We start from the raw sequence: 26968 nt of genomic DNA, 5'->3' as shown, positions 1-26968 counted from the left end.
CAGATCCCCTTTCGGGGGTGCCTATAAGGGGGGAGTGATGGGGGGTGGCACGTGAAGGCTTTGGTATATACCAAAGCGCCCGCACGGCTCTCCGTCAAGAGGACTAGACCAACTCGATACCGTCGGGTCGGTCTGCCTCAACTCCCCACGAGTGTCGGCGTCATGAGGTGCCGACACTCGCGTCCTCGAGGCCGGTCCGGGCTCAGGCCGGGTTCGCCGCGCGTGCGACCAGGTCCAGTGCGATGTCCGTGATCATGTCCTCCTGGCCGCCGACCATCGCCCGCCGCCCCGCCTCGACCAGGATGCTGCGCGTGTCGAGTCCGTAGCGGGCGGCGGCCGTCTCGGCGTGGCGCAGGAAGCTGGAGTACACGCCCGCGTAGCCGAGGCTGAGGGTCTCGCGGTCCACCCGCACCTCGCGGTCCTGCAGCGGTCGTACGAGATCGTCGGCCGCGTCCATGACCGGGAACAGGTCGCAGCCGTGCTTCCAGCCCATCAGGTCGGCCACCGCGACGAACGCCTCCAGCGGGCAGTTGCCCGCGCCCGCGCCCTGGCCCGCGAGGGAGGCGTCGACGCGTATCGCGCCGCTCTCGACCGCGACGACCGTGTTGGCCACGCCCAGTGCGAGATTGTGGTGCGCGTGGATGCCCAACTCGGTCTCCGGGGCGAGGACTTCGCGGTACGCGCGGAAGCGGTCCCGGACGCCGTCCATCGTCAACCGGCCCCCGGAGTCGGTGACATACACACAGTGGGCCCCGTAGGACTCCATCAGCTTGGCCTGGCGGGCGAGTTCGGCCGGCTCGGCCATGTGGGACATCATCAGGAAGCCGGCCACATCCATGCCCAATTCCCGTGCGGCGGCGATGTGTTGGGCGGAGATGTCGGCCTCGGTGCAGTGCGTGGCGACCCGTACCGAGCGGATGCCCAGCGCGTGGGCCTGCCTGAGGTCGTGGACGGTTCCGATGCCGGGCAGCAGCAGGGTCGTGGGGACCGTCTGCCGTACGACGTCGGTGACGGCCTCGATCCACTCCCAGTCGGTGTGGGCGCCGACGCCGTAGTTGATGCTGGAGCCCGACAGCCCGTCGCCGTGGGCGATCTCGATGGCGGCCACTCCGGCCGAGTCCAGGGCGGCGGCGATCGCGCGGGCCTGGTCGACGGTGTAGCGGTGGCGTACGGCGTGCATGCCGTCCCGGAGGGTGACGTCCTGGACGTAGAGAGACGGGGTCACTTGGCGGTCTCCTTGGCAGTGCGGGCGGCCATGCGCTCGGCGGTGCGCAGGGCGGCCGAGGTCATGATGTCGAGGTTCCCGGCGTAGGCGGGGAGGTAGTGGGCGGCCCCCTCGACCTCCAGGAACACCGACACCTTCAGCAGCTCACCCGCGCCCGGGGCGAGGCTGCGCAGCGGGTCGTCGGCCGTCACCCGGTCGTACTGCACCTTCTGCTTGAGGCGGTAGCCGGGCACGTACGACTGGACGCGGCCGACCATCTCCTCGACGGACGCGGTGACCGCCTCGGTCGCGCAGTCGGAGACCAGGCAGTGCACGGTGTCCCGCATGATCAGCGGGGGTTCGGCCGGGTTGAGGACGATGATCGCCTTGCCGCGCGCGGCGCCGCCGACCGCCTCGATGGCCCGGGAGGTGGTCTCGGTGAACTCGTCGATGTTCGCGCGGGTGCCGGGGCCGGCCGAGCGCGAGGCGATCGACGCGACGATCTCGCCGTAGTGGACCGGTGAGACGGCGCCCACGGCGGCGACGATCGGGATCGTGGCCTGGCCGCCGCAGGTGACCATGTTGACGTTCGGGGCGTCGAGGTGGGCCTCGCCGTTTACCGGCGGGACGACGTACGGGCCGATGGCGGCCGGAGTGAGGTCGACGAGGGTGCGGCCCAGGGGCCGTAGGACCTCTTCGTGGTGGCGGTGGGCGCCGGCCGAGGTCGCGTCGAAGACGAGGTCGACGTCGGCGAACTCGTCCAGTTCGACCAGTCCTTCGACGCCCTCGTGAGTTGTGGCGACCTTGAGGCGGCGGGCGCGGGCCAGGCCGTCGGAGTCCGGGTCGATGCCGGCCAGCGCGGCGATCTCCAGGGTGTCCGAGAGGCGCAGGACCTTGATCAGGAGGTCGGTGCCTATGTTGCCGGAGCCGATGATGGCGACCTTGGTCGTCACTTGCCGTTCCCTTCCGTGGCGAAGCGGACCCGTACCGAGCCCAGGTCCGAGATGTGCGCCTCGAAGGAGTCTCCGGGGGCGGCGGGCGTCATCGGGCCGAGGGCGCCGGTCAGCACGAGGTCGCCCGCGCGCAGCGGGTCTCCCCGCTCGGCGAGGGCCGAGGCCAGCCAGACCGCCGCGGTGAGGGGGCTGCCGAGACAGTCGGCGCCGGTGCCCTCGGAAACCGTCTCACCGTCCCGGCTCATGGTCATCGTGACCGCGCGCAGGTCCACGGCGGTCAGCGGTACGGGCGTGCCGCCCAGGACGTACAGGCCGCAGGAGGCGTTGTCGGCGACGGTGTCGACCAGGGAGATGTCCCAGTTCCGCACCCGGCTGTCGACGATCTCCAGCGCGGGCAGCGCGAAGTCGACCGCGCGCAGCACGTCCACGATCGTGCACTCGGGGTGCGGCAGGTCCCGGCCGAGGACCAGCGCGACCTCCGCCTCCACCTTCGGCTGGAGCAGTCGGCCCACGGGCACCTCGCCGCCGTCCGGCACCGCCATGTCGGCGAACAGCGCGCCGAAGTCCGGCCGGTCCACGCCGAGTTGGCGCTGTACGGCGGGGGAAGTCAGGCCGATCTTGCGGCCGACGATGCGGCGGCCGGAATCCAGACCGCGCCGGACGTTGAGCTGCTGCACGGCGTAGGCGGTCTCCAGGCCGCCGCCGTCGAGCAGGTCGCGCACCGGCGGACAGGCGACCCCGGTACGGGTGGCCTCCGCCAGCAGGTCGGCGGCCTTGACCACGGCCGGGGACACGGCGTCCGGGCGGGCGCCGTCGGGCACGGTGGGCACGGGTTACCTCCTGGGAGAGCAGTGCGGGTACACCCCTCGGTATAGACAGCATCCCCTCCAGTGGACAATGTTTGTTCCGTGACACGGAACATCGCGGGCGGCAGCATGCTGGAGAAGGCCGCGCTCATCCTCGACTGCTTCAGTCCGAGCGGCGGACCGTACCGCCTGTCGGAACTTTCGGAGCGCACCGGACTGCCCAAGCCCACCGTCCACCGGCTGGCGGCCGACCTCGTCGGGCTGGGCTGGCTGGAGCGCTCGGGTCCGCGCTATCTGCTGGGCGCGAAGCTGTTCGAGCTGGGCTCGCTGGTGCCGCACCGGCGCGATCTGCGCGAGACGGCCCTGCCGTTCCTCCAGGACCTGTTCGAGGCCACCCGTGAGACCATCCACCTCGGCGTCCGCGAGGGCATGGAGGTGGTCTACCTGGAACGCATCCACGGCCACGAGGCCCTGCGGCTGCCCTCCCGCATCGGCGGCAGCCTGCCACTGACCTGCACGGCCGTCGGCAAAGCCCTACTGGCTTTCTCAGGCGCCGAGTTGACGGAGGAGGTGCTGTCCCGGCCGCTGCCGAGCCTCACCCCGTACTCGATCACCGACCCGGCCCGGCTGCGCACGGCCCTGGAGAAGATCCAGGTCTCCGGCCTCGCCTACGAGGAACAGGAGGCGGCCTCGGGCGTGAGCTGCATCGCGGCCCCGGTGTTCGCCGGCGACACCGCGGTCGCCGCCCTCTCGGTCGCCGTACCGCGCACTCGCTTCCGGCCCGCCCAACTCGCCCCGGCGGTACGGACGGCGGCGCTCGGACTGTCCAGGGTGCTGAGGGGCGCAGGTGCCCCGCGGTCCCCACTGTCCTAGCGGCGAACCCGACCGTACACTGACAAGTCACGGTAACGGGGGCGTTGTTGAGCGGGGGGAGAATCATGTCCGGGGACCAGTACGGCGGTTATCAGGGGTATCAGGGCTTCGCCGTTCCACCCATGCCGTCCAGTCCACCACCCGCGCCGCCGGACCGACTCAGATCCGTCGCGGTCGGCCTGCTCAACCTCAGTGGCCTCGGCCTCGGTTACGCGCTGACGCGCCGCTGGCTGCTGATGGCCGTGTGCTGGGTCGCGACCGTCGTCCTGCTGCTGGTGGCGCTGCCCGCCGACCCGGACGGCGTCTCGGGTCCGCTCGTCGTGCTGTACGTCGTGTTCCTCGGGTTCGCCGCCGTCCACGGTGCGTTGGTCGGTCTGCGCACCCGGCTGGCCTGGCCCGCGCCCACACCGCTCGCGATCCTGCTGGGCCTGGTGCTGCTCGCCGTACCCGCCGGGGGAGTCGTGCTGTACGACAACGCCCGTGACGAGGCGACTCAGCAGATGCTCCTCGACCGGCTGGAGAAGGCCGACCAACTCGTGGCGGACAGCGGCAAGTTGTCGTTCTCCGCGGCCGAACCCCACTACCGCCAGGCGCTGGGCGTGTACGACGACCTCACCACCGCGCACTCCGGATCGCGGGCGGCCGACAAGGTGCCCGACCGGCTGAAGACCTTCTACACGACGGTCGCCGGGGCCTACTCGCAGAAGAACTACTGTGCCGCGATACCCCAGTTGAAGTATCTGCGGACCGTCCCGGGCACCATCGGCAAGAAGCAGCTGGGCACGCTGACCACCTGGCCGGACGACCGGCTGGCCACCTCCCTCTACGAATGCGCCTCCACCTCGCTGGCCACGCAGAGCGCCGACTGGCCGACGAACTTCGGGGATCTGCTGGCCACCTTCCCCCAGTCGTCCCAGGCGGGTCAGGTCGAACCGGCCGTCAAGTCGGCTGTCACCAGGGCGGCGCAGGGTGTGAGCGGAAGCGAGCCGTGCGCGGCCGTCGAGCGGTTGCAGAGTCTCTCCACCCAGATCGGGAGCCTGCAGGGCGGACAGGCGGGCGTGGCCGACGCGCTCGGCGCGGACGCCACGCGCGCCGGCAGTCAGGCCGACGCCGGGGCCTACCAGTGCGGAATCTCGCAGTACAAGTCCGGTGACTTCGACTCGGCGCTCAGCACGATGAACGACTTCGTGAAGAACAACACGCACGACAGGAACCGGGCCCGCGCCAAGAAGATCGCGATCGCCGCCGAGGTGGCCCAGACGGTCCCCGCCGCGGGCAAGAAGCTGCCGACCACCGCGTCCGGCGGCAGCATCTCCGTCACGGTCAAGAACGACAGCCCCGACGACATCACCGTCCTGTACACCGGGCCGGTCACCGGCAGCTTCACGCTCAAGGCCTGCGGCAGCTGCACGACGTACTCCCTGACCACCACCCTGCTGACCGGGTTCAAGCCGTGCAGCGGCGGCAAGAACTACCCGCAGAAGACGATCAGTCTGCCCACCGGCACCACGTACTTCGTGCACCGTCCGGACAGTTCGACCGCGAGCCCGGCCTCGGACACGGCCAAGCTCAGGTCGGGCTACATCTACACGGAGTGCGCCTACGCCACGGGGTCCTTCGGCACCGGCTGACGCACGAGGGTCCGCTCACAGCAGCGCCGGTGCGTGGAAGGTGCCGAGGCCGGTGGTCAGGTCGCGGTCCAGCCAGTAGCGGCGCGGCTCGGCGAGCATGACGGCGACGCTGACGCCGAGCAGGCCGGGGATCCTCGCCAGCTCGTCGTCGACGAAGCGCGCCAGGGCGGAGCGGTCGGTCACCAGGCCGGTGGCGAGCACCGACATGTCGCTGGCCACCTGCGCGGCGAGCCGCGTCTGCGGGAGCTGGTCGATGCGGTGCATGACCTCGGGGGTCGCACCCGGGGCCACCCGCAGGCGCAGGATGAACGCGGTCTGGAAGCCGAGCCATTCCGACACGATCTCCAGGCGCGGCTTGACCCATCCCTCGTCCAGGACCCGGCGGACGACGCGGTGCGCGGTGGAGGTGGCCAGACCGGTGGCCCGTGAGACGCTCGCCGCGGACGCGCGGCTGTCCCGGAGCAACTCGGTGACGACACCGCGCTCCGCCTCGCTCAGCGGCTTCGCCGGGGGTGTCGCGGTCGCGGTGCCCTCGGGGCGGGCGCCGGCGAGCTTCAGCAGCTCGGCGCGCTCGGTGTCCGTGAGGAACTGCGGGTCCCAGGTCCGGCCCCGGCGCAGCGTGCTGAGCGCGGGCAGCGCGTTCACGCGGCGGACACCGGGCACGGAGAACATCCGGTCGATCGCCTCGCTGGTCGCCGCCTCCGACGGGGCGTGCACGACGGCGTAGAGCGGGTAGTCGCCCGAGATCTGCGCCAGCAGCTGGAGATGGGGCAGGCCGCGGAGCCGGTGGAGGACGGCCAGTGGGCTCTCGCCGGTGATGTCCAGGAAGACGTGGACCGGCATCGCCGTGGAGTGGATGCCCCAGTCGGCCTGCCCGATCACGCGCACCATGCGGGCCTCGTGCAGGCGGTCGTAGCGCCGTTTGAGCGTGCTGGCGTCGGCGGCCAGGATCTCGCCGATGTCGTCCCAGGTGGCCCGGGGCGCCAGGTGCAGCGCGCCGATGAGGCGCCGGTCGAGCTCGTCGAGGAGAGGACGGGTCATAGGCCTCACTCTAGATGCCGTTTAATCCCACCGTTACATCCAGGGGATGGAGAATCTCTCATTGAGGTGCCATCGTTCGCAGGAACATCCCCCCATTGTGTGAAGAGGTACCGATGAGTGTCACCTCGGCCCAGCCTCAGCCGCAGTCCACCGAGCCCCGGTCGAGGGCCCTGCGCACCGCGTTCCGGGGCCTGGCGGCGATCGAGAAGATCGGGAACAGACTCCCCAACCCCTTCTGGCTGTTCTGGATCCTCGCGGGCGTCGTCGCCGTCCTCAGCGCCGTCCTGGCGACGACCGGTCTGAGCGCCGTGCACCCCGGCACGCACGAGACCATCGAGGTACGGAATCTCCTCAGCAAGGACGGCCTCACCATGGCCGTCGAGGGAGCCGTCGACAACTACGCGGCCTTCCCGCCGCTGGCCACCATCCTCACCGTGATGTTCGGCATCGCCGTCGCCGAGAAGAGCGGACTCTTCTCCGCCCTGCTGCGCCGCATGGTCGCCCGCGTGCCGGGCCGGTACCTCACCTTCGCCCTGTCGATGACGGCCATGGTCAGTCATGTCGCGGGCGACGCCGCCTACGTCACCCTCATCCCGCTCGGTGCCCTGGTCTTCCGCGCGGCCGGCCGCAGCCCGGTCCTCGGCTGTGTCGTCGCCTACGTCTCGATCGCCGCCGGGTACGACGCCTCCCCGTCGCTCACCACCACCGACGTCCTGCTGTCCGGGATCTCCACGGCCGCCGCCCACACCATCGACGCGCACTACGTCGTCACCCCGGTCGCCAACTACTTCTTCGGCCTCGGCTCCTCGATCCTGGTGGCCCTCGTGATCACCCTGGTCGTCGACAAGGTCCTCGCCCGCCGCTCCGACCTGGAACCCGACGAGCCGGTCGCCGCGCCCGACGCCGAGGAACTGGCCGCGATCGAGATCACCGACCGGCAGCAACGCGCCCTGCGCGCCACCGGGTTGGTCGCCGTCGGCTTCCTCGCGTTCCTCGCGGCGGCCATGATCCCCGCCTCCTCGCCCCTGCGCGGCGAGGGCGGCGGCATCGTCAACTCCCCGCTCATCGGCGGGATGGCGCTCGTCCTGGGCGTGTTCTTCGCCGTGCTCGGCACCGTCTACGGCCGGATGACCGGCACCTTCACCGCCGCCCGCGACAGCATCGGCGCGATGGTGGACGGCACCCGTTCCATGGCACCGATCCTCGTCCTGTTCTTCGCGATCGCCCAGTTCCTCGCCTACTTCAAGTGGACGAACATCGGCGACATCCTTGCCGTCAAGGGCGCCGAGACCCTGCGCGACCTGCACCTCCACGGCTGGACGGTGCTCGTCGGCATCGCCGTGCTGATCACCTTCATGAACCTGGTCATCACCAGCGGCTCCGCGCTGTGGGCGCTGGCCGCGCCGGTCCTCGTGCCCATGCTGATGCTCATCGGCATCGAGCCCGAGACCACCCAGGCCGTCTACCGCGTGGCCGACTCGGTCACCAACTGCGTGACCCCGATGAGCCCTTACTTCGTCATGGCCCTGGGCTTCATCCAGCGATACCGCAAGTCGGCCGGCATCGGCACCCTGGCCTCCTTCACGATCCCCATCGCCGCCGTCGTCTGGGTCGTCTGGGTCGCGTTCTTCGTGGCCTGGTACCTGCTGGGCATCCCGCTCGGCATCGGCTGAACCCCGACTGAGCTACGTCACCCGCCGGTTCGCAAAAGAAAGCAGATCATGACCGCCTCACCCGCACCCGCCGCCACCCTCACCACCCGCGCCCAGGACGCCTCGTCGCGGATCGTCGACGACATCCTGACCCTCGTCCGCCACGAGACCGGCAGCTACGACCTTCCCGCCCTCGCGACCGGCCTGGACCTGCTGCGCGAACTGACCGTGGAGCGGCTCGGCCGCCCCGACCACGAACAGCGGCACCCGGGCGGAGAGTGCGGCGACACCCTCACCCTGACCTACGCGGGGACGGGTGCAGGCCAGGTGGCGCTCGTCGGCCACTACGACACCGTGTGGCCGACCGGAACCCTCGCCGGATGGGAGCAGCCCGGGGCGTCCGAGGACGGGCGGCCGAGGCTGAGCGGGCCGGGCATCTTCGACATGAAGACCGGTCTGGCGCAGGGCATTTGGGCCCTGAAGCTGGCCAGGGAGAGCGGGGCGCCCCTGCCCACCGTCACCTTCCTCTTCAACGGTGACGAGGAGATCGGCTCCCTCTCCTCGCGGCCGGTGATCGAGGAGCTCGCGCAGAAGGTGGATGCGACGTTGGTCCTTGAGCCGAGTGCCCACGGCGCGGTGAAGACCGCCCGCAAGGGCACCGGGATCTTCCAGGTCACGGCCACCGGCGTCGAGTCCCATGCGGGGCTCGCACCGCAGGACGGGGCGAGCGCGATCACCGCACTGTCCGAGTTCGTGGTGGCCGCCGCGGCCGTCGCCGCCCCGGAGCGGGGCACCACCATCAATACCGGGCTCATCAAGGGCGGTTCGGCCATCAACGTCGTCGCCGGGCAGGCGACCGCGGGCGTCGACATCCGGGTCAGCAGCGCCGCCGAACAGGACCGGGTGGACGCCGAGTTGGACGCCATCAAGGTCAGCGACCCGCGCGTCCGCATCGAGGTCGACCATGCTTGGAACCGCCCGCCGATGACCCTCAACGCGGCTTCCGCCCCGCTGCTCGGCCTCGCCCGCGAGGTCGCGTGTGAGCAGGGCCGCGCCCCCCTGCGCGACACCGCCGTCGGCGGCGCCAGCGACGCCAACTTCGTCGCCGCGCTCGGGTTGCCGGTGCTGTGCGGAATGGGCGCGGTCGGCGACGGGGCGCATGCGCAGGGGGAGTTCATCTATCCGGATACCGTGCCCGGGCAGACCGCGCTGGTCGCGGGGTTGTTGGGGCGACTGGTGGAACCGCTGCGGGGTTGACCGCGATCGGCCCGTCCAGGGTGGGGCGCGTCATGGGACCGACCGCCGGCCGGGGACAATCGGTGCCATGACGGACGACAGAGACGACCCCGAGGGCCGCCTGGCCAGGATCGAGCGGCTGCTGGAGGACGGCAGGCGCGATGTGGTGCCCGCGTGGCGGCGGGTGACGCGCGGGGAGACGCGGTGGGCCGTGTCGGCCGTGATCCTCGTGGCGGTTGCCGTGCAGCTGATGCTGCCGCTCCGGCTCGCCTTCCGGCCGTACTGGCTGCTGCCGGCCCTGGAACTCGTCCTGATGGTCGGTCTGTTCGTCGCCAATCCCCGGCGGATCGAGCCCGGCACTCGGTGGCTGCGCTGGCCGAGTCTGGTCCTGACGGGCGTGATCACCCTGGCCAACGGGTGGGCAGCGGCCCGGCTGGTGGTGGGGCTGGTCAGGGGCACCGACGAGCTGGGCGCCGGACCGCTGCTGCTGACCGGCGGGGGCATCTGGCTGACGAACGTCATCGTGTTCGCCCTCTGGTACTGGGAGTGGGACCGGGGCGGGCCCGTGGCGCGGGTCATGGGCAGCCATCCCTACGCCGACTTCCTCTTCGTCCAGATGCAGAGCCCGGAGACCGCGCCACCGGACTGGGAACCGGCGTTCCTGGACTACCTGTACCTGTCCTTCACCAACTCCACGGCCTTCAGCCCGACCGACGTGATGCCGCTCTCGCGCTGGGCCAAGATGCTGATGATGGGCCAGTCCTCGGTCTCCGTGTCGATCGTCGTCCTGGTTGTCGCGCGGGCGGTCAACATCCTTCGCTAGCGACGGACTCCGTGCAGCGGACAGCGACGCCGAGTACGCCCTTCCCAAGGCCTACTCGACGTCGCAGCCCATGTCCTGCTGACCCCGCCGGATCAGCAGGCGCCCTCGTCCTGCCAGGGGCCCCACTGGGAGGCACCGGGCACCTCGTTCTGGGTCCACCACTTGGCGGCCCAGTTGTGGTTGCCGTACGACACCTCGTTGCCCTGTGTGTAGACGGCGGTGGAGCTCCACGCCGTCTTGCATGTGCCGGGGGTCGGCGTGGGAGTCGGGGTCGGCGTCGGTGTCGTGGTCGGCGGGGTCACGCCCGCGAACTGGACCGAGTACTTCGCGAAGTCCCACGCGTTCTGCGCGACGCTGGAGCAAGTCCCGGACGTCGTACCGCCGTTGTCGACCGGGCTGCACTGCCGGTCGCGGTTGAGGGACCAGAACGTGAAGCGGTCCATGTTGTGGCTGGTGGCGTAGTTCAGGACCGTCTGGAAGTCGGCCTGGGTGAAGTACTCGCCGGTGTCGCTGCGCCCGTTCATGCCCGAGAAGCCCTCGTGGGCGTACGCGGTCGCCTGGTCCCAGCCGAACGTGGACTGCAGGATGGAGTTGAAGTTGGTGAGCGCGCTGGTCTGCGAGGCCGCGCCGTTGAAGCCGCCGTCGAACGGCATGATGGAGAAGTTGTTCGGGGTGAACCCCTGCGACTTCGCCTCCAGCAGCATCTGCTTGCCGAACCAGCTGGTGCCGTCCGCAGTACCGGCCGTGGTGACCGAGACGTACAGGCCCGAGTTGTTCTGCTGGAGGATCTTGGCCGCGCCGATCTCGTTGTGGATGGCCGCGGTGTTCTCGTACTCCGGCTCCTCCAGGTCGAAGTCGATCGCGTGCAGGCCGTACTTGGTGATGACCTGCTGGTAGGCCGCCGCTGTGGAGGCCGGGTCGGAGCAGGCCTGGCCGAGCTTGGTGCCGCCGTAGCCGCCGATGGAGACGGAGACGTCGCCGCCCTTGGCGCGGATGGTGTTGATGACCGACTGGACGGCGGTGTCCGAGGAGACCGGTGAGGTGCCTCCCCAGGTGGGGGTGCAGCCGCCGCCGTTGGGGGCGAGGACGAAGGCGAGCTGGAAGGCCTTGAGGCCGGTGGCGTCCATGATGGTGCCGGCGTCGGGCGGGTTGTTGTCCGTCGGCATCAGGTAGGGGGCCGCGGCGTACCAGCGGTTGCTCAGCGCGGTGGCCGCGTTGGTCGCGCCCTGGGCGTTGGTCGCGATGAGAGCGGTCGTGCCCGCGGCGGCGAGCGTCACGGCGGCTGCCGCGCCGAGACATGCGCGAAGACGTGTCACGTTGTGCCTCCGGTGGGAGTGGGGGAGGCGCCCAGCTTCTGGCGATGTCGCGGCCACGTCAATGGATTGGACTGGACCAAATTGCTCTTTGGACTAGACCATACGATTTCTTTACCTTCGGCTCGTCGGAGGGCCCCGCGCGACACGTTTGCGACTAGTGTCCCGGCTCACATGGCGTTATAGGGGTGACGCCGACACCATGGTGCACGTCACCGGCAGGCTGAAGGGATCGGGAATGTTCCGCAAGGTGCTGGTCGCCAACCGTGGCGAGATCGCGATCAGGGCGTTCCGCGCCGGCTATGAGCTGGGCGCGCGCACGGTCGCCGTCTTCCCCCATGAGGACCGCAATTCGCTGCACCGGCTCAAGGCCGACGAGGCCTACGAGATCGGTGAGCCCGGGCATCCGGTCCGCGCCTATCTCTCGGTCGACGAGATCGTCCGCGCGGCCCAGCGTGCGGGAGCGGACGCGGTGTACCCGGGCTACGGGTTCCTCTCCGAGAACCCCGAACTCGCCCGCGCCTGCGAGGAGGCGGGCATCACCTTCGTCGGTCCCAGTGCCCACATCCTGGAGATGACCGGCAACAAGGCCACGGCGATCGCCGCCGCCCGCGCGGCCGGCGTACCGGTGCTCGGCTCCTCGGCGCCCTCCACCGACGTCGACGAACTGGTGCGCGCCGCCGAGGAGATCGGCTTCCCGGTGTTCGTGAAGGCCGTCGCCGGTGGTGGCGGGCGCGGTATGCGCCGGGTCGAGGACCCCGCGACCCTGCGCGAGTCCATCGAGGCGGCGGCCCGCGAGGCCATGTCCGCCTTCGGTGACGCCACGGTCTTCCTGGAGAAGGCCGTCGTCGACCCCCGTCACATCGAGGTGCAGATCCTCGCCGACGGCGAGGGCAACGTCATCCACCTCTTCGAGCGCGACTGTTCGCTGCAACGCCGCCACCAGAAGGTCGTCGAGCTGGCCCCCGCGCCCAACCTCGACCCCGAACTGCGCGACCGCATCTGCGCCGACGCCGTCCGCTTCGCCCGCGAGATCGGCTACCGCAACGCGGGCACAGTCGAGTTCCTCCTCGACCCGCACGGCAACCACGTCTTCATCGAGATGAACCCGCGCATCCAGGTCGAGCACACGGTGACCGAGGAGGTCACCGACGTCGACCTCGTCCAGGCACAGTTGCGGATCGCCTCCGGGGAGACCCTCGCCGACCTCGGCCTCTCGCAGGAGACGGTCACCCTGCACGGCGCCGCCCTCCAGTGCCGTATCACCACCGAGGACCCCGCCAACGGCTTCCGCCCCGACACCGGCCGCATCAGCGCCTACCGCTCGCCCGGCGGCTCCGGCATCCGGCTCGACGGCGGAACCACCCACGCCGGTACGGACATCAGCGCGCACTTCGACTCCATGCTGGTCAAACTCACCTGCCGGGGACGGGACTTCACCACCGCCGTCAACCGCGCACGGCGTGCCGTCGCCGAGTTCCGTATCCGCGGCGTGGCCACGAACATCCCGTTCCTGCAAGCGGTGCTGGACGACCCGGACTTCCAGGCCGGGCGCATCACCACGTCCTTCATCGAGCAGCGCCCGCATCTGCTGACGGCCCGTCACTCCGCCGACCGCGGCACCAAGTTGCTCACCTATCTCGCCGACGTCACCGTCAACAAGCCGCACGGCGAGCGCCCCGACCTGATCGACCCCACCACCAAGCTGCCGCCCGTCCCCGCGGGCGAACCCCCGGCCGGATCACGGCAGTTGCTCGCCGAACTCGGCCCCGAGGGATTCGCCCGCCACCTGCGCGAATCGCCCACGATCGGCGTCACCGACACCACCTTCCGCGACGCCCACCAGTCGCTCCTGGCCACCCGCGTCCGCACCAAGGACCTCCTCGCGGTCGCCCCGGTGGTCGCCCACACCGTGCCGCAACTGCTCTCCCTGGAGTGCTGGGGCGGCGCCACCTACGACGTCGCGCTGCGCTTCCTCGCCGAGGACCCCTGGGACCGGCTGGCCGCCCTGCATGAAGCCGTCCCCAACATCTGCCTCCAGATGCTGCTGCGCGGCCGCAACACCGTGGGCTACACGCCGTATCCGACCCAGGTGACCGACGCCTTCGTCCAGGAGGCCGCCGCCACCGGCATCGACATCTTCCGCATCTTCGACGCGCTGAACGACGTGGGCCAGATGCGCCCCGCCATCGACGCCGTACGCGCCACCGGAACGTCGATCGCCGAAGTCGCCCTCTGCTACACCTCGGACCTGTCCAACCCCGACGAGCGCCTCTACACGCTCGATTACTACCTCCGCCTGGCCGAACAGATCGTCGAGGCGGGCGCCCACGTCCTCGCCGTGAAGGACATGGCGGGCCTGCTGCGCGCACCCGCCGCCGCGGCCCTCGTCTCCGCGCTGCGCCGCGAGTTCGGCCTGCCGGTGCACCTGCACACCCACGACACGGCGGGCGGCCAGCTCGCCACGTACCTCGCCGCGATCCAGGCCGGCGCGGACGCCGTCGACGGCGCGGTGGCCTCCATGGCGGGCACGACCTCGCAGCCGTCGCTCTCCGCGATCGTCGCCGCCACCGACTACTCCGACCGCCCCACCGGCCTCGACCTCCAGGCCATCGGCGACCTGGAACCGTACTGGGAGAGCGTCCGCAAGATCTACGCCCCCTTCGAGGCGGGCCTCGCCTCACCGACCGGGCGCGTCTACCACCACGAGATCCCCGGCGGCCAGCTCTCCAACCTGCGCACCCAGGCCATCGCCCTCGGCCTCGGCGACCGCTTTGAGGACATCGAGGCGATGTACGCAGCCGCCGACCGCATCCTCGGCCACCTGGTGAAGGTCACCCCGTCGTCGAAGGTCGTCGGCGACCTCGCCCTGCACCTGGTGGGAGCCGGAGTCAGTCCCGCCGACTTCGAGGCGTCCCCGGACCGCTACGACATCCCCGACTCCGTGATCGGCTTCCTGCGCGGCGAGTTAGGCACCCCGCCCGGCGGCTGGCCCGAGCCGTTCCGCACCAAGGCACTTCAGGGCCGCGCCGCCCCCAAGCCCGTACAGGACCTGACCCCCGAGGACCGCACGGCCCTCGACAAGGACCGCCGCGCCACCCTCAACCGCCTGCTGTTCCCCGGCCCGACCCGCGAGTACGAGACGCACCGCCAGACCTACGGCGACACCAGCGTCCTCGACAGCAAGGACTTCTTCTACGGCATCCGCCCCGGCAAGGAGTACACGGTCGACCTGGAACCGGGCGTCCGTCTCCTCATCGAGCTGGAGGCCGTCGGCGAGGCCGACGAGCGCGGGATGCGTACCGTGATGTCCGCCCTCAACGGCCAGCTCCGTCCGATCCAGGTCCGCGACTCCGCCGCGGCCTCCGACATCCCCGTCACCGAGAAGGCCGACCGCATCAACACCGGCCATGTGGCAGCCCCGTTCGCGGGCGTGGTCACCCTCGCGGTCGAGGAGGGCGACGAGGTGGAGGCCGGTGTCACCGTCGCCACCATCGAGGCCATGAAGATGGAGGCGGCGATCACCGCCCCCAAGTCCGGCCGGGTCTCCCGCCTCGCCATCAACCGCATCCAGCAGGTGGAGGGCGGCGATCTGCTCGTCGAGCTGAGGTAGGTGGACGGCGGCGACAGGTTGCCTCACCGGTGACCGGATCGGTCCGGTCCCGGACCCGATGCGGCCTGTCGCCGCCCCACCCGCACGGATCATTCTTGGGACATGAACCGAGCACTGATCGTCATCGATGTCCAGGAATCCTTCCGCGCCCGGCCGCTCTGGGAGACCATCTCCGACCCGAAGATCGCCGAGCAGGCCGATCGCCTGGTGCAGCTCGCCCGCCGGGCGGGCGACCTGGTCGTGTGGGTACTGCACACCGATCCGGGCAGCGGCGACGTCTTCGACCCGGCCCTCGGCCACGTCCGCCTCATCGACGGACTGGAGCGCGCGGAGGGCGAGCCGCTCCTCCTCAAGACCTCGCACAACGCTTTCACCACCACCAACCTGCAGCAGATCCTCACCGAGCACGGCGTCCGCGAACTCACCATCTGCGGCATCCGCACCGAGCAGTGCGTCGAGACCACCACCCGGGTCGCGAGCGACTTCGGCTACCAGGTCACCTTCGTCAGCGACGCGACGGCCACCAACCCCATCGCGCACCGCGACGCCCCCGCCGACCAGACCGTCGCCGAACTCCTGGCCGACCCCCGCACCCTTCCCGCCGACGAGATCATCCGCCGCACCGAATACGCCCTCGCCGGCCGCTTCGCCACCATCGCGACGGTCGCCGAACTGGAAGCCGCCGCAGCACATCAGGCATGATGACCGGATCGTGAGCCACGTCGTCTTCTTCCTGGTACCCGGAGTCCATCTGCTGGACCTGGCCGGCCCCGCGCAGGTCTTCTCGACGGCGGCCGACTTCAGGCACCCCTACACGCTCTCCTACGTCGCCGAGCAGCCCCAGGTCACCAGCGCCCAGGGGCTGTCGCTGACGGCCGGGCTCGACTGGCCCGAGCTCGGCCCCGAGGACCTGATCGTGGTGCCGGGCTGGCGTTCGCTCCGGCTCGCCCAGGGGCCGGCCATCGGGCCCACACCCTTGCGGGTCCTACGGGAGCACCACGCCCGCGGCGGAACGGTGGCCAGCGTCTGCGCCGGAGCCGACGCCCTCGGCCGGGCCGGACTCCTCGACGGCCGCCACTGCACCACCCACCACGACGTGCAGGACGAACTAGCCCTGCGCCACCCCGGGGCGACCGTCGTCCGGGACGTCCTGTTCACCACCGACGACCGGGTCATCACCTCGGCCGGCATCGCCAGCGGCATCGACCTCGCCCTGCACATCGTCGCCACCCGGCACGGCCCCGCCGTGGCCGCCCAGATCGCCCGGGACATGGTCGTCTACGCCCGCCGCAACGGCCACGAACCGCAGTCCAGCGCGATGCTCCGGCACCGCTCCCACCTGGACGACACCGTGCACCGTGCCCAGGACCTCATCGACACCCGCTTCGACGAGGCGCTGCCCCTGCCCGCCCTCGCCTCGGCCGTCGGCGTCAGCGAACGCACCCTCACCCGCCTCTTCACCCGGGCCACCGGACTCACCCCGCTGCGCTACCAGCAGACCCTCCGCCTCGAACGCGCCGAGCACCTCATCAGTCACGGCACCACGATCGACGCCGCCGCCCGCTCGGTGGGCTTCGAGGACCCGCGCATGCTGCGCCGACTGCGCGCCCGCGGCCAGTAATCGAAGGGCGGTTCGGCAGGGACGCTGTTAAGTTGCCGGGTCGAGGACAGCCCGACCCGCCACAGGAGCGCCCAGTGATCCCACCGCGTCTGGCTCCGCTGCTCGACCAGTTCGACTTCGCGCGCGAACGCCTCACCGCCCGTATCGCGGGGCCCGTCGTGGACAGCGGCGACGGCACGGACACCCGGGTCGGGCCCATGACGGACGAGGAGTACTTCTGGGAGCCGGTGCCCGGCTGCTGGTCGGTGCGGCGGCGCGCGGACGGCCCGGGAGCGCGGGCAACTGTCCTTGTGGGACAGGGTGACTGGGGCCGTGACTCGGCCGCCTACCCGCACCCTTGGCCGCCGCCCTTCACCACCCTCGCCTGGCGCCTGAGCCACCTCGCCGAACTGCTGACCCTGCGCGCCGACCACACGGCCGGCAGCCACACGCTGACCCGCGACGACTACCGAGTCAGCGGCGACGCGGCCGGTGCGGTGGCCGCCTTCGACTCCGGTGCCGATGCCTGGCGCAAGGCACTGCGGAGCGTCGACGACGCCGCGCTCGACACCGTCGGCTACTGCACCTATCCGCACGGCAGCGACGCGGAGGAGCCGTTCATCGACATCGTGTGGTGGGTCAACCAGGAAGTACTGCACCACGGAGCCGAGATCGCCATGCTGCGTGACCTGTACCGGGAGCGCGGCTGACCCTCACAGGACCGCTCCCATGCGCCAGGGCACGATCTCCTCGGTCCCGAACCCGAGCGCCTCGGACTTGCTCTCCGCACCGGAGGCCAGGTCCACCAGAGCTTCGAACAGGGCGGCGCCGTAAGCGACTTGAGCGGTGTGGCTCATGGCAGGCCCGGCGTCGAAGTCGATGTCGCCGCGCATCCGCTCGTACAACTCGCTGGTGGTGCTGATCTTCAGACACGGGACCGGACGGGAGCCGAACAACGAGCCGCGGCCGGTCGTGAAGGCGAGCAGGTTGGCGCCGCCCGCGACCATCCCGGTGGCCGACACGGGGTCGTAGCCGGGAGTGTCCATGAAGGTGAGGCCCGGCGCGGTGACCGGCTCCGCGTAGCCGACGACGTCGTTCAGCGGACTCGTCCCGGACTTGAGCACGGCGCCCAGGGACTTCTCCCAGATGGTGGTGATCCCGCCGGCCCGGTTGCCCCTCGACGGATTGTTGTCGAGGGTCGCGCCGCCCGTGGCCGTGTACTCCTGCCACCAGTCGATGAGTTGGTCGATCCGTTCCGCCGACTCCGGGGTTGTCGCCCGGTCCCGCAGCAGATGGTGGGCGCCGTAGATCTCCGGGGTCTCGCCGAGTACGACCCGCCCGCCGGCGGCGACGAGCAGATCGGCCGCGACACCGAGCGTGGGGTTCGCGGTCAGGCCGGAGTAGGCGTCGCTGCCGCCGCATTGGAGGCCCAGGGTCAGTTCCGAAAGCGGGATCGGCGTGCGGTGTGTCCGCGTGATACGGGGGACCAGGTCCGCGATGCGGTCGAGCGCCGCGTTCACCGTGGCCGCCGTACCGCCGAGTTGCTGGATGGTGAGCGTCTCGGCGCCCAAGTCGCCGTCGGGGAGGAGGATTTCGGGCCGGTTCACCTCGCAGCCGAGACTGATCAGCAGGGCCGCCGCGACGTTGGCGTGGCCGAGGTAACCACGCAGCGTGCGGCGCAGGACGGCGTCCCCGGGGGTGCCCTCCGCCATTCCGCAGCCGAGGTCGTGCGGGAGCGCGATGACCCCGTCGAGGCCGGGTGTCCCCTTGTGGACGGCGTCGGCCCGCAGGGCGATCATCCGGGCCACCGTGGCCGAGCAGTTCACGGTCGGGACCACGACGACGTAGTTCCGGGTGGCGGCCCGTCCGTCGGCCCTGCGGTAGCCGAGAAAGTGGTCGCGGGCGGGGGCGACACCGGTCGGTCGCGGGCGGGTCGGTGACCGGTGCGGGGTCGGCTCTTCCCACTGGCCGACGCCCAGGTTGTGCACGTGGACGTGGCCACCCGCCGGGATGTCGGCGAGGGCCACACCGATGACCTCGCCGTACTTGCGGACGGGGGCACCCTTCGGGATGTCGTGCAGCGCGACCTTGTGCCCGGCGGGGATGTCCTCGACGGCCGGTGTTGTGCCGTCGGAGAGTTCGAGGAGCGTTCCCCGCGCCACTGGCATGAGAAGCAGGCCTATGTCGTCCACACCGGGGCGAGGCACCAGCGGCCTGACGGTCGCCGCCGGTCCCGGTCCCGCCGCGTCACGACGTTCACTGTTCACGTGATCGACCGTAGGGCCCCAACACCGCGCAGGGGAAAGACGGTTATCGATGGTCGGTCATCCGGAATACGAATGCCCGGTGCCCCGGCGGCAGTTGGGTCAGGCCCGGAACGGGCGGACAGGGACCCCTGCCGTCCCGGTCTCGACGACGAAGACGGAACCGGACAGCGGGGACCTGGCCAACTCCTCGGCGGACAGGCCGTTTCGCGCGGAGGTGATGTACAGGCGGCCGTCCGGACCGAAGGCGCAACTCGTCGGCTGGAGCACGGGCACCGGTACCAGTCCGACGACGCGCCCTGTCGGGTCGTACCGTCGCACTTCGCGTGCGCCGTGCATGGCGACCCAGAAGCAGCCCTCGACGTCGACGGCGAGACCGTCGGGGACACCGACTCCCTCGGTCTTGGTCAGCACCTCCAGGCGGCCGAGTTCGCCCGGTTCGGCGTGGAAGTCCGCGCGGTAGAGGAGGTTGGCGTAGCTGTCGGCGAGATACATGACGGTGTCCTCGGCGTTCCAGCCCAGTCCGTTGGGCAGCACGAGGCCGTCCGCGACGACCACGCTCGGACCGGTACCGTCCCATCGGTGCAGTCGGCCCCGGCCGGGCGCGAACTCCATGTCGTTGCTGCCGGCCCAGAACCTGCCCTGGGAGTCGACCTTTCCGTCGTTCATGCGCAGGTTCGGTTCGGGCAGTACGGGATCGACCAGCGTCAGCCCGTCGCCGGTGACGTAGCCGAACCCCTCGGCCACCGCGACGGCGAAACCGTCGTGTGCCTCGCGGGGTGCGACCGCGCCGACCATCGTGCCGACGTCGATGACGGTCTGCCGACCGGTGGACAGATCGTCCTCGAACACCTTGCGGCCGTAGATGTCCACCCAGAGGAGATGCCCGGTGCGAGGATCGAAGACCGGTCCCTCGCCGACGTCCGAGGTCTCACTGCGTACCGCCACTTCGAGATCTGCGTACGTTCTGACACTGGCCATCGCCACTCCGTTCGTTTCCTTCAACCTGGCCCCGGTCGCCCGTGATCGTCAACGCCGAAGAACAGATGTCGGGCATTCGTTCCGCGAATGGAACCGGGCCGCGTCAGACCGGTGGAATTGCTGTCGTGCCTTCGGGCCTGGGCGCCTTCATCACCGCGCGGATGAAAGCCTGTGCGGCTGCGCCCAGTGGCCGTTCCGAATGCCACCAGATTCCCACGTCCCGAAAGCGGTTGAGTTGGTGAATGGGGCGGATTTCCATTCCTTCGCGCAGAATCATCACCGCGCCCAGATAGTTGATGATGCCCAGTCCGTGTCCGGCGCGCACCATGGCGCCGAGCGTGGTCGGCTGATGCGACACGATTCCGTTCGGGGAAACCAGGTTCTGGATGCTCAACTCGACCTCGGCCTCGTAACCGACCACCGTGTTGGCGAGCGGATCGCCGATCGTGATGACCCGCTGGTTCGCGAAGTCGGCGATTTCGACCTCGCTCTTCTTGAGCAGGGGATGACCGGTCGGCGCGAGCATCACGTAGGGCTCCCGCCACAACGGCCGCATGGTGAAGGCGTGATCGTGCGGCTCGGGCCGGACCGTGCGCAGGGCCACCGAGACCCGGCGCTCGGACAGCGCCGCCTCGATGAAGTCCACATCCCCGTCCAGGACCGCCACCCGGATCCGCGGATATCTCTCCTGCAACGACGTGATGACTCCCGGGAGGAACTCCGAACTCGCGCTGGCGAAACTCGCGACGGTGACGCTTCCGGTGATGTTGCCCAGATCGGTCTGGCGTGCGGTGACCAATTCGTCCGCCGCCGCGAGAACCGCCCGTGCCCGGGCCAGCAGCGCACGCCCGTCGTCGGTGAGCGTGAGCGGCCGGATACGGCGTTCGATGAGCAGACAGCCGAGTTCGCGTTCCAGATTCGCGATGTGCGCCGATACGCGCGGCTGCGACAAATGCAACTTGTCCGCCGCCCTGGTGAAGCCACCGGTATCCACGACCTCGACCCAGGTACGCAACCAGGCCAGTTCGAGCGTCATTGACCGAACCTCCTCTCCCCGCGGACCGGCCACCGCCGGTAGGGAATTTCCTCCGACGGCAGGTCATCTGCGCGGCGGATCACCGGTATTCGTATTTCACTGTTGACGAGTTTCGGCGGCCATGGCCGACTTGGACAATGACCGATCAGACTTCTTTCGGCACCGCCCGCGGGCTGCTGTCCGCGCACGGAGCGGACCTCCTTCGCGGCGACGACGGTGCCGTGATCACTTCCGTGGAGACCTACGCACTCGCCGTGCCCCTGAAGCGGCCCATCGCCGACTCCACGGCCGCCATGGCGCACTGGACGGTGCCCGTGGTCGAGATCCGTACCGCCGACGGCCGGGTCGGGACCGGGATCTCCGGCGTGCACTGCGCTCCCGAACTCCTCTCCGACGTGATCCTCTCCTACTATGCCGACGCCCTGCTCGACTCCTCCTCGGAGGACATCCTCGGCACCTGGAAACGTCTCTACTGGCTGCCCACGCACTGGATCGGCCGGGCCGGTGTCGTCCACATGGCGCTGGCCATGGTCGACATCGCCCTGTGGGACCTCGCCGCACAGCGGGCCGGGATGCCCCTGTGGCGGCTGCTGGGCGGCACCCAGGAGAGCGTCGAGGCGTACAACACCGACGGCGGCTGGCTCAACCTCGGCGACTCCGAACTGGTCCGGGACCTCACCTCGCTGGTCGACCACGGCTGGTCCCGGGTGAAGATCAAGGTGGGCCGGTCCGACTGGCGGGAGGACGCCCGCCGTGTCCGCGCGGTCCGCAAGGCGCTCGGCGACGACGTGACCCTGATGTGCGACGCCAACCAGCGCTGGGACCTGTCGGCCGCCAACCAGATCATGCCGGTCCTGGAGGAGGCGGCGATGGACTGGGTGGAGGAGCCCTTCCACGCCGACGACCTCCAGGCCCACACCCGCCTCCAGTCGTCGACGCGGCTGGACGTGGCGGCCGGCGAAAGCATCTACTCGTACCACCAGTTCGCCTCCTTCATGGCCGCCGACGCCATCCGCGTGGTCCAGGCCGACGTCACCCGGGTCGGCGGCGTCACCGAGTTCCTGCAGATCGCGGCACACGCGGCGGCCCGGGGCCTGCGACTGGCGCCGCACGCGGGCGACATGATGCAGGTGCACCAGCACCTGGTCGGCACCGTCCTGTCGGAGGTGCCGCCCCTCGTCGAGTTCATCCCCTGGACACAGGAGGCCTTCGTCGAGCGCAGCGTCGTACGCGAAGGACTCATGGAGCGCCCGCAGGGCCCGGGCGCCTCCACCGCGATCGAACCGGCCGCCCGCGTCCGCTGGCAGATCCCCGCGGTGGGCTCGGCCAGGACCCTGTAAGACCCCGACCGTCCGCCGAGGAAAGGAACGAGATGACCGAGCAGACCGACGACCGCGTGGCCGTCGTCACCGGCGCGGGCCAGGGAATCGGGCGCGCCATCGCCCTGGCACTCGCGGCCCGGGGCGTACGGGTCGTCGTCACCGACCGCAACACCGAGACCGGCACCGCCGTCGCCAAGGAGGTCGGCGGCGAATTCCTGCCCCTCGACGTCGCCGACCCCCGGGCCGTCGCGGAGGCGGCGGACGAGGTCGTACGGCGCTTCGACCGCGTCGACGTCCTCGTCAACAACGCCGGTATCGCCCACGAGGACGCGGCCCTCGACGTGACGGACGAGGTCTGGCACCGCGTCCTCGACGTCGATCTGACCGGCACCTTCGTGGCCTGCCGCGAGTTCGGCCGGCACTTCGTGCGCCGGCGCTCCGGATCGATCGTCAACATCTCCTCCATCGCGGCCTTCATCGGCTCCAACCCCGAGTACCACGTCGCCTACGACGTCGCGAAGGCCGGTGTCTCCCAGCTCGCGCGGTCGCTCGCGGTGGAGTGGGCGCAGTACGGGGTCCGGGTCAACGCCGTCGCGCCGGGAAGGACCCGCACCCCCATCCTCGACACGGTCGGGATGGACGATCCGCGGCGGATGACGCAGTGGATCGACCAGATCCCCATGGGCCGGCTGCTGGAGGCCGAGGAGATCGCGGCGGCCGTGGCGTTCGTCGCGCTCGACGGAACCGCGATGACCGGACAGACCCTCCTCGTCGACGGCGGTCAGATCGCGCAGTGACGCTGTCATCGGCGCTTGCCCTCAACCGAGGCCGAGGGCAAGCGTCTCTCCCTCGGCGAGCCGCACGTCGAGGAGATCCGCGCCGTACCGCACCCGGATGGCCAAGGCTCGTGCCGCCCGGATCCGCGCGGCCCCCAACTGCCCGTCCTGCCAACGGATGTCCACGGTGAGACCACCACGGGCGCGCAGCCCGCACACACTTCCCTCGGGCCAGGCGGCGGGCAGTGCGGGCAGCAGTTCCACGTCCCGGCCGTCGGACTGGAGCAGCATTTCGGCGATGCCCGCCGTGCCGCCGGCGTTGCCGTCGAAGGAGTAGATGTTCTGCGCCGCGCCTGCCACCCCGCCGGCGGAGAACGTCATCAGGTTCGCCTCGCTGGTGTCCGCGATCAGGCGGGTGAGGTGCTTGAGGGCCGCCTCGCCGTCGAGCAACCGGGCGAAATAGACAGTGAAGTTGGCCTCGACCCACTCGGTCTGCTCCCAGCCCGGGGCCTGCTGCCTGCGCGCGATCGTGACCTCGGCCGCACGGGCGAGGTCCGGGGTGCCGCGAGGGGTGATCTGGCGCTCCGGGAACAGCGCGCCGAGATGGGAGGTGTGCCGGTGGCTCGGTTCGGCCTCCTCGTAATCGTGCAGCCACTCCTGCAACTGCCCGTGCCGCCCGATCCGGAACGGGGGCAGTCGGCGGCGCGCGGCGGCGATCCTGGTCCTCAAGTCGGCGTCGACGCCGAGCAGTTCGGCACTCTCCGCGCAGATCCGCAGCACCGCCTCCATGAACACCCGGTCCGCGGTGGCCCCCATCGACACGGAACAGCGGCTGCCGTCGGGCGCGAGATACCAGTTCTCGGGTGACTCCGACGGCCCGGTGACGAGCAGACCGTGCTCCGGGTCCTCGACCGCGTAGGCGAGAAGGAACTCGGCGGCCCCGCGCAGGACCGGGTACGCGCGCTCCCGGAGGAACGCCTCGTCACGGCCGTACTCGAAGTGCTCCCACAACTGGAGGGCCAGCCAGGCGCCGCCGGTCACGTTCATGCCCCAGCCGATACCGGAACCGGGTGCCGTGTACCCCCACGCGTTGGTCACCGTGTGCGCGACCCAGCCCGGAGCGCCGTACAACTCCTGGGCGGTGGTACGGCCTTGGTCCGCCAGGGTCTCCAGCAGACCGAACAGCGGCTCCTGGCACTCGGGCAGGTTGGTCGGCTCGGCGGCCCAGTAGTTCTGCTGGGTGTTCATGTCCAGGTGGAAGTCGTTGGTCCAGGGCGCGCTGCTGGCCAGACCGTCGTTCCACAGGCCCTGCAGGGCCAGTGGCAAAGGGGAGTCGGAGCGGGAGCCGGCCACCGTGAGGTAGCGGCCGTACTGGAAGTAGAGGGCCGTCAGCGCGTTGTCGGCCCTGCCGGCGGCGAGCCGTTCGCGGCGGGTGTCGGTGGGGAGGGACGCGAGGTCGGGCGGTGCCGATCCGAGATCCAGGGAGACGCGTCGCATCAGCGACCGGTGGTCCGCGACGTGTGCCGCCCGGACAGCCTCGTATCCGGTCTCCAGGGCTACGGACAGCAGTGATTCCGCGCGCTTTCGCGGGTCCGCTCCGGCCCAGTCGGTGCCGACCACGACGTACACCACCGCGCTGTCGGCGCCCTCCAACCTGAGCGTGTCTCCCGTGCGGTGCACGGTGCCGCCCGCGGCTTCGACATGGACGCGGATCTCCAGGGCGACGCCCTGCCGCCCGTCGCTGTGCAGGCTCTCGTACGCATGGCCGTCGAAGGCGACGCAGGTGTCGGTGGCGGTCGTGTCGCCGGGGAGTGTGCCGTCCCGGATCGAGAGGGCGAAGGCGAGCGAGCCGGGTCGGCCGGAGGTGAGGCGGATCGCCATCAGGCCATGGGGGTTGGTGGCGAACACCTCACGGGTGAAGCGGACGCCGTCCTGTTCGTAGGCGACCTCGACGAGGCCCGTGTCCAGGTCCAGCGTCCGCCGGTAGCGCTGCGCCGAATTGCCGTCGGGGAAGGCGAGTTGCACTTCGGGCAGGGGCAGGTTGGTCCCGAACGAGCTTGGTCTGCCCGGGAGATGCTCGGCGGCGAGCCGTTGTGCCTCGGCGTGGTCACCCGCGAAGAGGAGCTCGCGGATGCGCGGGAGCAGCTGCCGGGCGGTCGGGTTCAGGTCCGTTGAGGAGGGGCAGCCCGACCAGGCGGTCGACTCGGAGAGCTGGATCCGTTCGCGGTCGGTGCCGCCGTAGACCATGCCGCCGAGACGGCCGTTGCCTATGGGCAGCGCCTCGAACCAGCGGGTGGCGGGACGGTCGTAGTGAAGCAGCCCGGGTGGGACGCGGACAGTGCGGAGGCTTTGGTCGGGGACGGCTTTCAGCATGGCGTGCGCTTTCGGGACGGGGCCAACTCGCAGGCGGTGCCAGCTACTTGGCGGGGGCGAAGACGTGCTGGGCGGCTATGGCGGCGCCGCCGCGGGCCCATTCCTCGAAGGGGAGGGGTCTGACGACGAGGTCGCAGTCGGCCGCCGCGCCGAAGGCACGGGCCGCGAAGGTGGCGCGGATCTGGTCCTCGTACAGGTCGTAAGTGGCCACGCCCTCACCGGAGATGATGATGCGTTCGGGACCGATGAGGTTGGCGACGGAGGCGATGGCCAGGCCCAGGGCGTGACCGGCCCGGGCGAAGACGGCGCGGACGGCGGCGTTGCCGGCGTGGGCCAGGCGGACCGCGCCGTCCATCGTCAGCTCGGGGTCGCCCGTAGCCTGGCGGGCCTGCTCGGTGATGGCCTGGGTGGAGGCGACGGCTTCTACACAGCCGGTGTTGCCGCAGGTGCATACGCGGTCGGTGCCGCCCACGGGAAGGTGGCCGACCTCGCCCGAGACACCGTGCGCACCGGAGACGACCCGGCCGCCGATGGAGATGCCGCAGCCGATGCCCGCGCCGACGGTGACCAGGGCGAAGGACGACAGCCCGGCGCCCACGCCGAACCACTGCTCGGCGACGGTCAGGGCGCGGACGTCGTTCTCGATGACGGTCGGCAACTCCGTCGCGGTCCGGACGAGTTGGGCGAGGGGTACGCGGCGCCAGTTGAGGAAGGGGGAGTACTGGACGGTCCCGGTGTGGCCGTCGACGTCCCCGGAGATCGTGACACCGATGCCGTGCAGGGCGCCCGGTGCGTACGGCTTCGCCTTCGCGTTCAGCTGCTCGACGAGCCGGGCGACGGCCAGGACGACCGTGCCGACGTCACGCGAACCGAGTGCGGAGCGGGCGGTGGCCAGGGTCCGTGCGGTCAAGTCGGCGAGCACACCGATGAGTTCGTCACCGGTGATCTTCACGCCCACGAAGCGGGCGCGCTCGCCGCGCACCGCCATGAGCGTGGCCGGCCGGCCCTGGGTGCGTTCGGTGGAGCGGCCCAGCTCGGTGATCCAGCCGTCGGTCAGCAGGGGAGTGGCGACCTTCGTGACAGCGCCGGGCGACAGACCGGTACGGCGGCCGGCCTCGGCGCGGGTGAGCGGGCCGTGGGCGAGGAGGGTCTGGAAGAGCAGAGCGGCCGCGGGGGGCTGATCGGCGAGCGTCATGCGGCGACCATACATTTCCATTGGAAAAGAAGATAGAAGAAGGATCGCGCAGATCGACGCCCGCCTTCCGCACTCATCGCCCGAATCCGGCTCCATTCTTTCCACGAATGTCGATGATTCGCGCGGCGCAATATGTTGACGCTGGAAGAAAAGCCTGGCTACATTCGCGGCACCTCGCGACAGATGGATGGGACGTCCACCGGCGCAGGTGGCGGCCGGTTTCCTCCCCGACCGGCCGTCGGCGTACGGCTACGAGGGCGGATCCGAACGCCCACT

At 70.4% G+C, this 26968-nt stretch carries 21 protein-coding genes; 11 read left to right on the top strand and 10 right to left on the bottom strand.

The window, feature by feature from the left end; all coding sequences use genetic code 11:
- Window positions 1–202 precede the first annotated feature (202 nt).
- The 3 genes from dmpG to mhpD are packed head-to-tail and all read right to left on the bottom strand — an operon-like array spanning window position 203 to window position 2987.
- On the bottom strand, window positions 203–1225 hold the full coding sequence (gene dmpG / locus OH768_RS02155) for a 4-hydroxy-2-oxovalerate aldolase (RefSeq protein WP_406449406.1): 1023 nt from the start codon (window positions 1223–1225) through the stop codon (window positions 203–205).
- On the bottom strand, window positions 1222–2157 hold the full coding sequence (locus OH768_RS02150) for an acetaldehyde dehydrogenase (acetylating) (RefSeq protein WP_406449404.1): 936 nt from the start codon (window positions 2155–2157) through the stop codon (window positions 1222–1224). The genes dmpG and OH768_RS02150 overlap by 4 nt, the downstream gene beginning before the upstream one ends.
- The gene (mhpD, locus tag OH768_RS02145; RefSeq protein WP_406449402.1) at window positions 2154–2987 is read right to left on the bottom strand and encodes a 2-keto-4-pentenoate hydratase; all 834 of its coding nucleotides are present in this window, start codon (window positions 2985–2987) and stop codon (window positions 2154–2156) included. The genes OH768_RS02150 and mhpD overlap by 4 nt, the downstream gene beginning before the upstream one ends.
- 105 nt (window positions 2988–3092) lie before the next feature.
- On the opposite strand from mhpD, the gene OH768_RS02140 reads away from it, so the two are divergent.
- A complete protein-coding gene (locus OH768_RS02140; protein WP_406465110.1) occupies window positions 3093–3836 on the top strand; it encodes an IclR family transcriptional regulator in 744 nt (247 codons plus the stop codon).
- A 65-nt stretch (window positions 3837–3901) separates the two neighbouring features.
- Window positions 3902–5467, top strand: coding sequence for a hypothetical protein (locus OH768_RS02135; protein ID WP_406449400.1), 1566 nt, complete (start codon window positions 3902–3904; stop codon window positions 5465–5467).
- A 15-nt stretch (window positions 5468–5482) separates the two neighbouring features.
- On the opposite strand, the gene OH768_RS02130 is transcribed toward OH768_RS02135, so the two are convergent.
- Window positions 5483–6508 (bottom strand): Lrp/AsnC family transcriptional regulator, encoded by a 1026-nt coding sequence (locus tag OH768_RS02130; protein WP_406449398.1) that lies wholly within the window; start codon window positions 6506–6508, stop codon window positions 5483–5485.
- Window positions 6509–6621: 113 nt separating this feature from the next.
- Between OH768_RS02130 and OH768_RS02125 the strand changes: the two genes are divergently transcribed.
- The 3 genes from OH768_RS02125 to OH768_RS02115 all read left to right on the top strand — a co-directional run bounded on the left by OH768_RS02125 (window position 6622) and on the right by OH768_RS02115 (window position 10219).
- Window positions 6622–8181 (top strand): AbgT family transporter, encoded by a 1560-nt coding sequence (locus OH768_RS02125; protein ID WP_406449396.1) that lies wholly within the window; start codon window positions 6622–6624, stop codon window positions 8179–8181.
- A gap of 48 nt (window positions 8182–8229) precedes the next feature.
- Window positions 8230–9417: a M20 family metallopeptidase gene (locus OH768_RS02120; protein ID WP_406449394.1), complete on the top strand. Its 1188-nt coding sequence runs from the start codon at window positions 8230–8232 to the stop codon at window positions 9415–9417.
- Between the two features lie 67 nt (window positions 9418–9484).
- The gene (locus tag OH768_RS02115; protein WP_406449392.1) at window positions 9485–10219 is read left to right on the top strand and encodes a hypothetical protein; all 735 of its coding nucleotides are present in this window, start codon (window positions 9485–9487) and stop codon (window positions 10217–10219) included.
- A 92-nt stretch (window positions 10220–10311) separates the two neighbouring features.
- Here the strand turns inward: OH768_RS02115 and OH768_RS02110 are convergent, their stop codons facing one another.
- Window positions 10312–11535, bottom strand: a complete 1224-nt coding sequence (locus OH768_RS02110) for a chitinase (protein ID WP_406449390.1) — start codon at window positions 11533–11535, stop codon at window positions 10312–10314.
- A gap of 235 nt (window positions 11536–11770) precedes the next feature.
- Between OH768_RS02110 and OH768_RS02105 the strand changes: the two genes are divergently transcribed.
- The 4 genes from OH768_RS02105 to OH768_RS02090 all read left to right on the top strand — a co-directional run bounded on the left by OH768_RS02105 (window position 11771) and on the right by OH768_RS02090 (window position 17455).
- Window positions 11771–15145, top strand: a complete 3375-nt coding sequence (locus OH768_RS02105) for a pyruvate carboxylase (protein WP_406465108.1) — start codon at window positions 11771–11773, stop codon at window positions 15143–15145.
- Window positions 15146–15247: 102 nt separating this feature from the next.
- Window positions 15248–15847 (top strand): isochorismatase family protein, encoded by a 600-nt coding sequence (locus OH768_RS02100; RefSeq protein ID WP_406449388.1) that lies wholly within the window; start codon window positions 15248–15250, stop codon window positions 15845–15847.
- A 10-nt stretch (window positions 15848–15857) separates the two neighbouring features.
- On the top strand, window positions 15858–16766 hold the full coding sequence (locus OH768_RS02095; RefSeq protein WP_406449386.1) for a GlxA family transcriptional regulator: 909 nt from the start codon (window positions 15858–15860) through the stop codon (window positions 16764–16766).
- 74 nt (window positions 16767–16840) lie between these two features.
- Window positions 16841–17455 carry a DinB family protein gene (locus OH768_RS02090; protein WP_406449384.1) on the top strand — a complete coding sequence of 205 codons (615 nt, stop codon included), beginning with the start codon at window positions 16841–16843 and terminating at the stop codon, window positions 17453–17455.
- A 3-nt stretch (window positions 17456–17458) separates the two neighbouring features.
- On the opposite strand, the gene OH768_RS02085 is transcribed toward OH768_RS02090, so the two are convergent.
- The 3 genes from OH768_RS02085 to OH768_RS02075 form a co-directional block, all read right to left on the bottom strand.
- Complete coding sequence (locus tag OH768_RS02085; RefSeq protein ID WP_406449382.1) at window positions 17459–19012, bottom strand: UxaA family hydrolase; 1554 nt, start codon at window positions 19010–19012, stop codon at window positions 17459–17461.
- A gap of 99 nt (window positions 19013–19111) precedes the next feature.
- Entirely contained in the window at window positions 19112–19990 is an 879-nt protein-coding gene (locus tag OH768_RS02080) for an SMP-30/gluconolactonase/LRE family protein (protein ID WP_406449380.1), read from the bottom strand.
- Between the two features lie 103 nt (window positions 19991–20093).
- Complete coding sequence (locus tag OH768_RS02075; RefSeq protein ID WP_406449378.1) at window positions 20094–21026, bottom strand: LysR family transcriptional regulator; 933 nt, start codon at window positions 21024–21026, stop codon at window positions 20094–20096.
- A gap of 137 nt (window positions 21027–21163) precedes the next feature.
- Here OH768_RS02075 and OH768_RS02070 point away from each other — a divergent pair, with 137 nt between their 5' ends.
- Both OH768_RS02070 and OH768_RS02065 read left to right on the top strand, forming a co-directional pair.
- Complete coding sequence (locus OH768_RS02070) at window positions 21164–22366, top strand: mandelate racemase/muconate lactonizing enzyme family protein (RefSeq protein WP_406449376.1); 1203 nt, start codon at window positions 21164–21166, stop codon at window positions 22364–22366.
- 32 nt (window positions 22367–22398) lie between these two features.
- Entirely contained in the window at window positions 22399–23145 is a 747-nt protein-coding gene (locus OH768_RS02065; protein WP_406449374.1) for an SDR family NAD(P)-dependent oxidoreductase, read from the top strand.
- Between the two features lie 21 nt (window positions 23146–23166).
- Here the strand turns inward: OH768_RS02065 and OH768_RS02060 are convergent, their stop codons facing one another.
- The gene (locus tag OH768_RS02060) at window positions 23167–25497 is read right to left on the bottom strand and encodes a glycosyl hydrolase family 95 catalytic domain-containing protein (RefSeq protein ID WP_406449372.1); all 2331 of its coding nucleotides are present in this window, start codon (window positions 25495–25497) and stop codon (window positions 23167–23169) included.
- 43 nt (window positions 25498–25540) lie between these two features.
- Window positions 25541–26692, bottom strand: a complete 1152-nt coding sequence (locus OH768_RS02055) for an ROK family protein (RefSeq protein WP_406449370.1) — start codon at window positions 26690–26692, stop codon at window positions 25541–25543.
- Window positions 26693–26968: the final 276 nt, after the last annotated feature.

The organism is Streptomyces sp. NBC_01622 (assembly GCF_045209635.1).
Classification (GTDB): Bacteria; Actinomycetota; Actinomycetes; order Streptomycetales; family Streptomycetaceae; genus Streptomyces.
This window is presented reverse-complemented; position numbering and strand designations above follow the sequence as displayed.

What these genes read in the sequence shown, in the direction of transcription:
- OH768_RS02060 (WP_406449372.1), bottom strand. Translation starts at nt 25,497, where the DNA reads ATGCTGAAAGCCGTCCCCGACCAAAGCCTCCGCACTGTCCGCGTCCCA.
- OH768_RS02100 (WP_406449388.1), top strand. Translation starts at nt 15,248, where the DNA reads ATGAACCGAGCACTGATCGTCATCGATGTCCAGGAATCCTTCCGCGCC.
- OH768_RS02055 (WP_406449370.1), bottom strand. Translation starts at nt 26,692, where the DNA reads ATGACGCTCGCCGATCAGCCCCCCGCGGCCGCTCTGCTCTTCCAGACC.
- OH768_RS02130 (WP_406449398.1), bottom strand. Translation starts at nt 6,508, where the DNA reads ATGACCCGTCCTCTCCTCGACGAGCTCGACCGGCGCCTCATCGGCGCG.
- OH768_RS02070 (WP_406449376.1), top strand. Translation starts at nt 21,164, where the DNA reads ATGACCGATCAGACTTCTTTCGGCACCGCCCGCGGGCTGCTGTCCGCG.
- OH768_RS02065 (WP_406449374.1), top strand. Translation starts at nt 22,399, where the DNA reads ATGACCGAGCAGACCGACGACCGCGTGGCCGTCGTCACCGGCGCGGGC.
- OH768_RS02075 (WP_406449378.1), bottom strand. Translation starts at nt 21,026, where the DNA reads ATGACGCTCGAACTGGCCTGGTTGCGTACCTGGGTCGAGGTCGTGGAT.
- OH768_RS02135 (WP_406449400.1), top strand. Translation starts at nt 3,902, where the DNA reads ATGTCCGGGGACCAGTACGGCGGTTATCAGGGGTATCAGGGCTTCGCC.
- OH768_RS02140 (WP_406465110.1), top strand. Translation starts at nt 3,093, where the DNA reads ATGCTGGAGAAGGCCGCGCTCATCCTCGACTGCTTCAGTCCGAGCGGC.
- OH768_RS02080 (WP_406449380.1), bottom strand. Translation starts at nt 19,990, where the DNA reads ATGGCCAGTGTCAGAACGTACGCAGATCTCGAAGTGGCGGTACGCAGT.
- OH768_RS02120 (WP_406449394.1), top strand. Translation starts at nt 8,230, where the DNA reads ATGACCGCCTCACCCGCACCCGCCGCCACCCTCACCACCCGCGCCCAG.
- OH768_RS02115 (WP_406449392.1), top strand. Translation starts at nt 9,485, where the DNA reads ATGACGGACGACAGAGACGACCCCGAGGGCCGCCTGGCCAGGATCGAG.
- OH768_RS02125 (WP_406449396.1), top strand. Translation starts at nt 6,622, where the DNA reads ATGAGTGTCACCTCGGCCCAGCCTCAGCCGCAGTCCACCGAGCCCCGG.
- OH768_RS02105 (WP_406465108.1), top strand. Translation starts at nt 11,771, where the DNA reads ATGTTCCGCAAGGTGCTGGTCGCCAACCGTGGCGAGATCGCGATCAGG.